The following is a 10,993-nucleotide window of genomic DNA, read 5'->3' on the forward strand; positions in this document are numbered from 1 at the left end:
ATAAAACTATCTAATAGAATTCTTTTTTCCCCATTTTTTCATATAAGCTATTAAGAAAATAATGGTGCAAAAAAACCACCAAAATAACACCCAAAAAACTAAAAAAGGCATGCCAAAAATCACTGGCTCGATATTGTTGGCCATTAGTACAATTGGGGTTTCCAACATAATCAAACCGAAGATGACTGCTACGTGAAAAAACATCTTACTTTTTTTATTACTCATGGATTATCTCCTTTCTCACATATTGGTGTAAATACGAAATGCTGTTTTAACTTAAATGAAGCGTTTTCAAATCAAAAAATAACTTCTTTTATTGATCCTGCTCAGTGACTTAATAATAGAACTGTCTCCAACATTACATTTGCACCTTTTTCACAATCTTCCCACGTGGTCAACTCATCTTCAGAATGACTCTTGCCATTCACACTTGGAACAAAAATCATTCCTGTGGGTATATAGCTTGCAACAAACTGGGCGTCATGTCCGGCTCCGCTTACCATTCGTTTATATGGATAGTTTAATGGAGCAGTTGACTTTTCCAATGATTCAACTACTTTTTCATCAAACCATACTGTATTTCTATCCCATAACTTGGTGGTTTCCACTTTACAACCTTCATTATTTATAGATCCAGGAAGTTCTTTGATAATTCCCTCCACCTGTTGAATTATTCTTGTATCTTGATGTCTTGCCTCAAGGGTGAAAGAAACATTGTTTGGAATCACCGTGTGTATGTTCGGTTGCACATTCATTCTCCCAATTGTATAAACAAGGCTGGAATCCAAGTTATTGAGTTTTTCTCGAATTTTAGTGATTAAGTTATTTGTCACAAATAGTGCATCTTTTCTTGAGTGCATAGGTGTTGTACCAGCATGATTGGATTCACCTGTCACTTCAATGTCATAACAAACCATTCCCATGACACCTTCCACGACACCTATACTTAAAGATTCCTCTTCAAGAACAGGACCTTGTTCCACATGCATTTCTATAAATGCTTTAGCTTCTTTTAATCGGTTTTTTTCCTCTCCTACATACCCAATGGAATTCAATGCCTTTGCAAATGTAACGCCTCTAGAATCAGTTTTATTCATCATTTTAGATTTATCAAACTTCCCAGAAAGGATTCCTGAGGCCATCATTGAAGGTTCAAACCTTGCACCTTCTTCATTTGTGAAATTCACGACCATCACTGGAATCTGAGGTTTGATACCATAATCAACCATTGTATGAACGACTTCCAAACCTGCTAACACACCTAAGACCCCGTCAAAACGACCTCCCTTTTTCACTGAATCCAAATGTGAGCCAATTACAACCGGGGGTTTTTCATTTTCTACCCCTTCTAAAATGGCATATATATTACCTAAATCATCTATCTTTACTACCATTCCTAATTCCTCACAATATTTTTGGAAATGATCTCTTGCTTGTTTATCCTCTTCTGTTAGCGCTAAGCGCGTTACTCCATTATTACCCGTACGACCAAAATCAGCAAAATTATCCAATTGTTCTTTTAAGCGTTCGCCGTTTATAAGCACTTTTTGTTGTTTTATCTCTAATCATCCTCTCGTTCAAATTGTATCCGTTTACATATAAGTATGAATGTTATATTCTTTTGTGGCATTAGACAAATTGTTCAGAATCATAGATATAATTTTGACATTCTGTTAACAATTATTAATTATGTATTTTCATGCACAGTTTCAATTAATTTAATCTCCAGACCATTTTCGAACTGTTAAATCACCACTAAACAACCCTCTTATCAGTAAAGCTATCTTTAGTGCCATTAAAAAACTGTCCTAAATTATAGTTAAAAAATTTAAGACAGTTTTTATAAATTTAATTTGATTTCTGTTCACCTTTCCAACCTTGAAGTGCAATCGACTGACCTAATCAAACTTAATCGCCACATTCTTCACTTGTGTGTAATTATATAAAGCAATCCAGCCTTTTTCGCGGCCGAAACCGCTCTTCTTATAACCGCCGAACGGCATTTGGATCCCGCCACCGGCACCATAATTGTTTATGAACACTTGGCCGGAATCGATTCGGCTCATTAATAAATGGGCCTTGTTGATATCTCTCGTCCAAATGCCTGTGACGAGACCGTAATCAGTGCTGTTGGCGATCTCAATCGCTTCGTCCTCGTCTTTGAAGGTAAACACCGATAGAACCGGCCCGAAAATTTCTTCTTGTGCAGCCTCGCTGTCAGGCGACAGGTTGTCAATAACTGTCGGCTCCAGATAACACGCATTCTCGTATTGATCATATTTCACACGTTTGCCGCCACTAACGACTGTGCCTTCTTGTTCAGCTGAGGAAATAAATTCCATAATCCGGTCAAACTGTTTTTGATTTAAAATTGGGCCAAGGTCATAATCATCCAAAGCAGGACCCACCGATAAGCTTTTAAATCGATCGATCAACTTTTCCAAAAACGTTTCCTTAAACGATTCTTCAATCACTAATCTTGAACCGGCGGAACACGTCTGGCCGGCATTTTGGATAATCGCTTTTACAACACCCTCGACCGCTTTATCAATATCACAATCCGAAAATACGATGTTAGGCGATTTGCCACCAAGTTCAAGCGTTACAGGTACGACATTCGAGGTGGCGGCATGGGCGACAGCTGTCCCAGTTCCGACCGACCCTGTAAACGTCAAATGGTTAATCAGGGGGTGTGATGATAATGCTGCCCCTGCTTCATACCCGTAACCCGTCACATGGTTAAAAACTCCTTTTGGCAAGCTTGTCCGGTCAAAGAATTCCGCTATTTTCACGGCTGTTAAAGGGGTATCTTCAGCACTTTTTACAACAACGGTATTACCCATTGCAATCGCTGCGGCTACGCTCCGCGATAATATTTGAATCGGATAATTCCACGGTACGATGTGAGCAGTCACACCGATAGGCTCGCGGATAACATAATCAATCAGACCATCCTCAATTGGTATCGTGTCCCCCATTACTTTATCGGCTGCACCGCCGTAAAATTCGAAATAACGGATGGCTGCATCGATATCGGCATACCCTTGCGTCAACGGTTTGCCGACATCCATCGATTCAAGTCTCGCCAGCTCATCACGATCTTCTTTAATTTGAGCTGCTACATCAAACAGGATTCTTCCCCGCTCAAAGGGTTTGACACGGCGCCATTCCGCACTGCCAAACGTATCTTTGGCAACCTTAACCGCTCTATCGACATCATCTTTTGTTCCCCGCGGTATAGTCGTCATGACTTCTCCGGTGGACGGATTATTAACATTAATCGTTTCTTTGTCGTGACTGTCTTCCCAATTTCCGTTAATATACATTTTTAAAGATTCCATCAAACCGCCTCCTCCAACATCAAATGTTCCTACCGCCGTCGACATGAAAGACGCTTCCGGTTACCATACCGGCGTCTTCGGATAATAAAAATTTAACAGAACGGGCGATATCCTCAGGTTTTATAAGCCGGCCGAGCGGCACACTGTCTTTGAACACCGTCGCTTTCATTTTTTCAACATCAGCACCTTCCTGCGCAAATTGGCCAAGCATGTTCGTGTCGCTCGGTCCGGGGTGCAGAATATTGACATTAATCCTGTCATCTGCCAGTTCCAAAGCCAATGCTTTTGTAAATGATTCAACCGCACCTTTTGATGCAACATATGACTGCAGGCCGGGCCTTGGTCTGGTTACTGAAACCGAGCCAATGTTAACAATCGCACCGCTTCCTTGTTCCTTCATATAGACGGCCGCTTCTCTGCAGGTCAAAAATGTCATCGTCATGTTAATATCGATAATTTTATACCATTCTTTCAACTCCACTTGTTCAATCGGGGTTGAGTTTTGTGCCACGCCGGCTGCATTAACAAGCCCGTCAATTCTGCCAAACGTCGCTTTGCCTTGTTTGAAAACAGTTCGTACTGTTTCTTCATCAAGCAGGTTCCCTTCTACTCCTAAAAATTGGTCATTAGCTTCGAGAGCCTCAAGCGACGCGATATTCAAGTCACATCCGACCACATTGGCATTCTCATTGAGAAGCGTTTCCACAATTGCTTTACCCATTCCGCCGCCGGCTCCGGCAACGACAATGGTTTTATTTCCAAATGTCATGTCAGTTCCACCTTGCTTTCACGCAAAATTTTTACTAACGCATCCCCGGCTTCTTCGGTACTGGCAGATCCGCCAATATCGTTCGTCACTTGGGTCTTGTCTAATAAAAGTTTTTCAATCGCCTTTAGAATATGATCATGTAAATCGTTTCTTCCAATATGTTCAAGCAGCAGAGCGAGCGACCATACTTGCGCGATCGGATTAGCACGTCCTTGACCTGCTATATCAGGCGCGGATCCATGGACGGGTTCGAACATCGATGGGTACTCACCGCTTGGATTGATATTCGCTGACGGCGAGATCCCCAGTCCGCCTGCAACTGCGGAACCTAAATCGGATAGAATATCACCGAACAAATTTGAAGCTAATACGACTTGGAATTCTTCAGGCTGCTGGACAAATTTAGCTGCTAAAGCGTCCACGTATACTTTTTCATAGTCGATGTCCCTGTGGGATTCAGCTATTTTCCCAACTTCTTTATCCCAGAATTTCATTGTATGGGTAATCGCATTGGATTTTGTTGCACTCGTGACTTTGCTGTAATGATGCTTACGGGCGTATTCAAAAGCGAATTCGGCAATATTCTTTATTCCCGCCTTTGTGAAGATAGAATTTTGAATGGCCATTTCTTTTTCCTGGCCGTGAAACATTAAACCACCTGAATTCGAATACTCACCTTCAGAATTCTCACGCAAAATCACAAAATCAATTTCTCCGCTGTGTGAATCGGCCAAAGGGCTCGTGATCCCTTTGAGCTGTTTAACCGGCCGGAAATTGACATACTGCTCAAATGTCTTTCGAATCGGCATAATCAATTCCCATACCGTGACATCATCAGGTACCCGGCTATCACCAATGGCACCGAATAAGATAGCATCATAGTTTTTCAGTTTTTCAAGACCGTCTTCCGGCAGCATGCGGCCATGCTTTAAATAATAATCACTGCTCCAGTCAAAAACATCATAATCCACGTCAAGCGTATAATCGGATTTCAACGCTTCCAGTACCTTTAAAGCTTGTTTCATCACTTCTGGTCCGATCCCGTCACCCGGGATAATTGCAATTTTACTCGCCATTGTTGTTACCTTCCTCATTTAAAAAGTTTAAAGCCGCCTGACGGTAGATTTCGGTCGTCTCACCTAATTCCTTGATATCCACATATTCATTAATATGATGCGGCACTTCTCGGTCACCCGCTCCAATGGTTACAATCGGCACCCCATGAAGATGGAGAAACGTGCCGTCTGTTGCACCCGGAACGCCGTTGTATTCAGGTTCTATATTCAGCGTTTGTTTCACGGCGGCATGGACAGCGCCAACGACTGGCTCGTTCCGGTCAGTTTCGGTTGCCGGTCTGTTTTCAATGACGTCATAGTCAACATCAAAGTGTTTATCTTCTTTCTTTAACGTGTTAAAGATCGTTTCAATTTTTTCGATCAAAACATCATGGTCCTGTGAAGGAATCGTTCGAATGTCCAATGCTGTCATCGCTTTTTCCGGAATGACATTAATCTGAGCATCCCCTGTGACGGGTGCTTTAACAATCGTTGGCGTAATGCTCGGCCACTTTAAATAAGGATGTTCCCCGTGAATTTCCTGTTCTTCTTTTTCCAATGCTTCCAATGCCGTAATAATTTTAGCCAGGCGCCAATTCGGATTAATCCCGCTCCAGGAAATGGCGCCATGAGCCATTTTGCCATTTACCGTTATTTGAATTCTTAGAGCACCGCGCTGTGCAACACAAATCTGGTTCTCTTCAGGCTCACAAATGATGGCGCCATCCACATTATCTGCCCAGCCTTGCTCAATGAAATGCTTAATGCCAATCATCATGCGTTCTTCATCAACAGGAATACATAAAATGATTTTACCGGTGAACGCCTCTTTATCCTCAATAATCGATTGAGCTGCCGTGATCATACATGCGAGATTGCCTTTTGTATCATTTGTTCCTCTTCCATACATGCGCCCATCGACGATCTCCGCCCCAAACGGGTCATAGTTCCAGCTTTCGCGATCCCCCTCTGTCACAACATCGGTATGCCCTTCAAAGATAAGCGTTTTGCCCGGTTTACCGGAATCTATCACACCGATTACGTTCGGCCTGCCTGGCTCAACTTCCTCAACATAGACATCAATGCCCAGGTCGCGTAAATAATCTGCCGTAAAACTGGCGACTTCTTCCTCATTGCCTTTCGGGTCTTCCGGCCGATAGACGCTCGGTATTCGGACAAGCTGCTGTGTTAAAGCGACCGCCCGTTCATAATCTCGTTTTAATCGGTCTGTTTTAATTGTCGTCATGATCTGTCCACTCCTTAGGCTTCTTTTTTCATTGTTGATTTAGGAAATTCGTATGCCGGCTCTCTTAATAGAAGACTGAATAGCACAAAAGCCAGCAATGACAAGAACACGGGCACGGTGACGGTATGAACACCAAAGAGATCGCCATATGCTTGGTTGTAGAAATGTATCGCTACATAAGACACGATACCGGTAATCATTGAGGCAATTGCTCCCGATTTATTCGCTTTCTTCCAATATAATCCCAGTACAATCGGCCAAATAAACGCAGCTTCCAAGCCGCCAAACGCAAACAGGTTCAGGAATATAAGCAATTCCGGCGGGTTGATTGATAACAGGAATGCCACAATTCCAATGACAGCTGTCACACCCATACTTACCTTTTTAACGTGATTGAAGGATGCTTCAGGTTTAAAATAGTTGATATAAACATCTTTAACGACGGATGAACTGACAAGCAAGAGTAGTGAGTCAACGGTCGACATCATAGCAGCCAAAGGCGCTGCCAGCACAATTCCCGCCAGCCATGACGGCAGCACATCCAGAGCAATCAGCGGAATCACCTGATCCGCCACTTCGATCCCAGGGAGAACCGGCCGTGCAAAAACGCCGATTAAATGCATATTGAGCATGATAAAACCGACAACAACTGTCCCGATCATAATCGCCCGGTGCATCGCTTTTGCACTTTTATAGGACATCGCCCTGACGGTAACCTGAGGCAATGCAATCACACCGACCCCGACAAGAATCCAGTAAGACGATATGTAGGCAGCTGAAAGTTGGCCGTCCTGACCAAATGGTGTGACAAAATTTGGATTTTCGGCAACAAGTTCAGAAAATATGCTCGATAAACCCCCGCCAGCCATAATGACTGCAACTAGCAGCACGAATGTCCCGATAAACATGACAATACCTTGAATCGTATCGGTCATGGCAACCGCACGAAAACCCCCGATAATTACATAAATTAAGACGGATAATGTGAAAATAAACAGCGCCGCCGTGTAGGACAAGCCTGTCAGGGATTGAATCAGATACGCACCGCCTACCCACTGCGCAGCCATCGCTGAAAATAGAAAGATGATGATACTTAATGCCGAAAGAAGCACAACGGGTGTACTTTTATAACGTTCTTTCAAGAAATCAATCAGCGTAACAGCTTTATACCGTCTGGCTACAATGGCAAATTTCTTACCCAGCACCAGAAGCACAAAGTAACCGGTTGCCACTTGTGTCATCGCAAGCAGCACCCAGCCGAACCCGATCGAATACGCAGCACCCGGACCTCCCAGAAAGCTTGAAGCACTGCCATAGGTCGCAACCATTGTCATCGCCAGAACCAGTCCGCCAAATTCACGGCTGCCCAGGAAATAATCACTGAGAAACGATTTGGACGCAGCCATTTTCCGGTTTGACCAGATACCTACCATAAAAACAACCAATAAAAAAACTAACAGTGGTAACACCACACCCCAATTCATGCCGACTCCTCCTCTTCGTCTTCAACGTCATCGTTTAACGGAACTTCTTTCAGAACAAATTTGACGACGATAAACACCAACACCACCATCACAAGATACCCGACGATACAACTCCAGAAAAACCAAGCCGGGAACCCTAAGACATACGTATATTCTTCAGGCGGCTTCGAACCGAGTCCATAAGCAAAACCAAACCACCATAAAATATTGATAGCAGCTAGAATACAGCCCACTATTGCTTCACGATTGGCTACCTTAAACCGCCAGTCATCATTAAAATAAGTATCTTTCATCCTTCTTTCCCCTCCTATATATCAATTGTTACGAGCAATACAGCTGCCGCATCATTCGCTTTTTAGCGTCACGAATTTCAATCCACGGAACTGCCTCCTTTCGAAATTAATCCAAACCCTTTGTTACCGCTTACACGATTGATTAGATAATGTTTTTGTGTTTACTGGGGCTTTGCAAATCAGAAAATTAATAGTATATTAAATTTACAGTCGATTAGATCGTACGTATGATGTATGACGTAATATGTAGTATGGTTATATACTTTATCAAATTCAGAACATAATGTAAATAGAAAATTGCTGAAAATTTTGCCAACATGGATGGTGATAATGCCTATGGATTTATCAATTGAAAAAATCAACTTAGAGGGAACGATCTCCTCTGAAATTGTCAAAATCATTAAAGACAATCTATTGAACGGAAACTTGAGACCCGGTGATAAACTGCCGACAGAAAAAGAATTAATGGAGCAAATAGGTGTCAGCCGAACGCCGGTAAGAGAGGCTGTAAAAATTCTCGAAGCGATCGGTGTCATACAAATCAAGCGCGGTGAGGGGATGTATATCACAAATAATTTGTCCCACTTTTCGTTAAACCCTTTAATCTTCAGCCTCATCTTGCACAGTAATGACATGGAAGCGTTAATCCAATTCAGGCAGCATTTTGAAGTACTCCTGATGAACATGATCATTACTAAAGACGATAAAGACATTCATGCCATCGAGAACGTCTACCAGTCACAAATCGACAGAATGACCACCGAATTAAGCCCGGCACAACTTGTGGAAATTGACCTCGAGTTTCATTATGCCGTGTTGGAAGCCACAAACAATCCGTTTGTCATTGAGATTGGAAAAACGATCTATGAAATTATTAAGCCTAAAATGATCCACTTTAAAAACTCACAAAGCATCGAACGAACATTGGCCACACATAAATTTTACCTTGATTTAATCAGCGGCAAGCGTGAATTCGATTCAACCCGCATCGTGCAGGATATGATTAAAAATAATGAGGAAATGGTGAATGACTAGTTGGAATTAGGAACCTAATGTGGTGTTATATTCTCCTCAAACTTGGGAAAATAACAAGTGGAGTAATTATGGTAAAGGAGTGTGACATCATGAGTGAACGTATTTTTATCAGCCCTGCCAAATATGTGCAAGGTAAAGACGCGATTCAGAACATTGGTGACTATGTTAAAGATTTAGGCGAAAACACTGTCGTTATAGCAGACGAAACAGTATGGGATATCGCCGGAAATGATGTTGTCGATAAACTGAAACAAGAAAACCTTAAAGCGGAAGAAGTTGTTTTCAATGGTGAAGCTTCCGAAACTGAAATTAACCGGATTGCAGATATCGCCAATAAAGCTGAGGCATCTGTCGTTATCGGTGTCGGCGGCGGTAAAACGCTCGATACAGCAAAAGCAGTCTCTGATGAAGTAAATGGCACCACTGTCATCATTCCAACAACGGCATCAACTGACGCTCCGACAAGCGCGCTTTCTGTTGTATATTCCGATGACGGTGTATTTGAAGGCTATCGTTTCTATAAAAAGAACCCTGATTTGGTTGTTATTGACACAAAAATCGTTGCAGGCGCGCCCCCACGTTTCCTTGCTTCCGGCATTGCTGATGCGCTTGCCACATGGGTTGAAGCCCGTAGCGTCATTCAGGCAGGCGGCGACACAATGGCTGGCGGCAGCACAACCATTGCTGGACAAGCGATCGCTGAAAAATGCGAAGAAACGCTTTTCCAATATGCTAATCTCGCATATGAATCCGTCCAAGCCAAATCGGTTACATCGGCACTCGAAGCCGTTGTGGAAGCCAACACACTACTCAGCGGCTTAGGCTTTGAAAGCGGCGGACTAGGCGCAGCTCACGCGATTCATAATGGTTTCACAGCACTGAAAGGTGACATTCACCACATGACACACGGCGAAAAAGTCGCATTTGGCACACTCGTCCAGCTTGCCTTGGAACATCATGATAAGAAAGAAATCGAACGCTATATTGAGCTTTATACAAGCCTTGGCCTGCCGGTCACATTAGAAGATATTCACTTAAAAGACGCATCAAGAGAAGATATCATGAAGGTCGCTGAAGCAGCAACCACTGAAGGTGAAACCATCCATCAAGCATTTGATGTAACCGCTGATGATGTGGCCGACGCTGTCTATGCAGCAGATCAGTATGCAAAAGCGTATAAAGAGAAACATGTTAAATAGATTATGCGGTATGCTTGCAGAGGGGCGCTCTTCTCTGCAAGCATTTTATTTTGGGTGATTGCGCTTGAGTTCGGGGCGTTTCTCGCGCGAGTCCAAGGCGCTTTCGCTCGAGTTGGCATGCTTGTTGCTCGTTTCGGTGTCGCTCCCGCTCGTTCTGACACGCTTGTCACTTGTTTTGGCGCCGTCCTCGCTCGGTTCGGTACGCTTCCCGCTCGTTTCGGTGCCGCTCTCGCTCGTTCTGGATAAAGTCCATATAATTGTGTAAAAAGGAATCAAAAAAAGGGTCAAATTAATCCCCCATGTTACAATGTTTTCAACCGAGAAAAAAAGTAGGAGGGATTAAAATGACCCAAATCCAGTTTACCCTAAATATGGATAAATTAAAAGATTCCATTATGAATTCCAATATCGAAGCAGTTACCAAATCAACCATCGTATTGATTCTAAACGAGTACATGGAAAAGGAGCGTGATGAATACTTAAATAATAAGCCTTACGAGCGCGGGACAGGCTCCCGGGATTATCGAAACGGTTATTATACTCGTTCCTTAATGCTTGAGGTTGGCAAGGT

General features: G+C 43.0%; 12 protein-coding genes. 3 read left to right on the plus strand and 9 right to left on the minus strand.

The window, feature by feature from the left end:
• Positions 1-6 precede the first annotated feature (6 nt).
• The 8 genes from BMZ22_RS15975 to BMZ22_RS16010 form a co-directional block, all read right to left on the minus strand.
• Positions 7-225, minus strand: a complete 219-nt coding sequence (locus BMZ22_RS15975) for a DUF3311 domain-containing protein (protein ID WP_090087464.1) — start codon at positions 223-225, stop codon at positions 7-9.
• Positions 226-326: 101 nt separating this feature from the next.
• Entirely contained in the window at positions 327-1,559 is a 1,233-nt protein-coding gene (locus BMZ22_RS15980; RefSeq protein ID WP_090087467.1) for a Zn-dependent hydrolase, read from the minus strand.
• A gap of 339 nt (positions 1,560-1,898) precedes the next feature.
• The gene (locus BMZ22_RS15985) at positions 1,899-3,341 is read right to left on the minus strand and encodes an aldehyde dehydrogenase family protein (RefSeq protein ID WP_090087468.1); all 1,443 of its coding nucleotides are present in this window, start codon (positions 3,339-3,341) and stop codon (positions 1,899-1,901) included.
• Positions 3,342-3,360: 19 nt separating this feature from the next.
• Positions 3,361-4,110, minus strand: a complete 750-nt coding sequence (locus BMZ22_RS15990) for an SDR family NAD(P)-dependent oxidoreductase (protein ID WP_090087471.1) — start codon at positions 4,108-4,110, stop codon at positions 3,361-3,363.
• The gene (locus tag BMZ22_RS15995) at positions 4,107-5,186 is read right to left on the minus strand and encodes a tartrate dehydrogenase (RefSeq protein WP_090087473.1); all 1,080 of its coding nucleotides are present in this window, start codon (positions 5,184-5,186) and stop codon (positions 4,107-4,109) included. The genes BMZ22_RS15990 and BMZ22_RS15995 overlap by 4 nt, the downstream gene beginning before the upstream one ends.
• Positions 5,176-6,411: a M20 family metallopeptidase gene (locus tag BMZ22_RS16000; protein WP_090087475.1), complete on the minus strand. Its 1,236-nt coding sequence runs from the start codon at positions 6,409-6,411 to the stop codon at positions 5,176-5,178. Before BMZ22_RS16000 ends, BMZ22_RS15995 begins: the two co-directional genes overlap by 11 nt.
• A 14-nt stretch (positions 6,412-6,425) precedes the next feature.
• Complete coding sequence (gene panF / locus BMZ22_RS16005) at positions 6,426-7,895, minus strand: sodium/pantothenate symporter (RefSeq protein WP_090087478.1); 1,470 nt, start codon at positions 7,893-7,895, stop codon at positions 6,426-6,428.
• Positions 7,892-8,188, minus strand: a complete 297-nt coding sequence (locus BMZ22_RS16010; RefSeq protein ID WP_090087482.1) for a YhdT family protein — start codon at positions 8,186-8,188, stop codon at positions 7,892-7,894. Before BMZ22_RS16010 ends, panF begins: the two co-directional genes overlap by 4 nt.
• 336 nt (positions 8,189-8,524) lie before the next feature.
• On the opposite strand from BMZ22_RS16010, the gene BMZ22_RS16015 reads away from it, so the two are divergent.
• A complete protein-coding gene (locus tag BMZ22_RS16015) occupies positions 8,525-9,223 on the plus strand; it encodes a FadR/GntR family transcriptional regulator (RefSeq protein WP_090087499.1) in 699 nt (232 codons plus the stop codon).
• A gap of 89 nt (positions 9,224-9,312) precedes the next feature.
• The gene (locus BMZ22_RS16020; RefSeq protein ID WP_090087484.1) at positions 9,313-10,422 is read left to right on the plus strand and encodes a glycerol dehydrogenase; all 1,110 of its coding nucleotides are present in this window, start codon (positions 9,313-9,315) and stop codon (positions 10,420-10,422) included.
• A gap of 45 nt (positions 10,423-10,467) precedes the next feature.
• Here the strand turns inward: BMZ22_RS16020 and BMZ22_RS16025 are convergent, their stop codons facing one another.
• A complete protein-coding gene (locus BMZ22_RS16025; protein ID WP_090087486.1) occupies positions 10,468-10,710 on the minus strand; it encodes a hypothetical protein in 243 nt (80 codons plus the stop codon).
• Between the two features lie 56 nt (positions 10,711-10,766).
• Here BMZ22_RS16025 and BMZ22_RS16030 point away from each other — a divergent pair.
• Positions 10,767-10,993 (plus strand): transposase (locus tag BMZ22_RS16030; protein ID WP_177183475.1); only part of this gene is annotated, 227 nt, incomplete at its 3' end.

It is taken from the genome of Lentibacillus persicus, assembly GCF_900112705.1.
Classification (GTDB): domain Bacteria; phylum Bacillota; class Bacilli; order Bacillales; family Amphibacillaceae; genus Lentibacillus; species Lentibacillus persicus.

Bases quoted from the DNA above. Each gene is read 5' to 3' on its own strand.
- panF (WP_090087478.1), bottom strand. From the start codon at position 7,895: ATGAATTGGGGTGTGGTGTTACCACTGTTAGTTTTTTTATTGGTTGTT.
- BMZ22_RS16010 (WP_090087482.1), bottom strand. From the start codon at position 8,188: ATGAAAGATACTTATTTTAATGATGACTGGCGGTTTAAGGTAGCCAAT.
- BMZ22_RS15985 (WP_090087468.1), bottom strand. From the start codon at position 3,341: ATGGAATCTTTAAAAATGTATATTAACGGAAATTGGGAAGACAGTCAC.
- BMZ22_RS16000 (WP_090087475.1), bottom strand. From the start codon at position 6,411: ATGACGACAATTAAAACAGACCGATTAAAACGAGATTATGAACGGGCG.
- BMZ22_RS15975 (WP_090087464.1), bottom strand. From the start codon at position 225: ATGAGTAATAAAAAAAGTAAGATGTTTTTTCACGTAGCAGTCATCTTC.
- BMZ22_RS16020 (WP_090087484.1), top strand. From the start codon at position 9,313: ATGAGTGAACGTATTTTTATCAGCCCTGCCAAATATGTGCAAGGTAAA.
- BMZ22_RS16015 (WP_090087499.1), top strand. From the start codon at position 8,525: ATGGATTTATCAATTGAAAAAATCAACTTAGAGGGAACGATCTCCTCT.
- BMZ22_RS15995 (WP_090087473.1), bottom strand. From the start codon at position 5,186: ATGGCGAGTAAAATTGCAATTATCCCGGGTGACGGGATCGGACCAGAA.
- BMZ22_RS15990 (WP_090087471.1), bottom strand. From the start codon at position 4,110: ATGACATTTGGAAATAAAACCATTGTCGTTGCCGGAGCCGGCGGCGGA.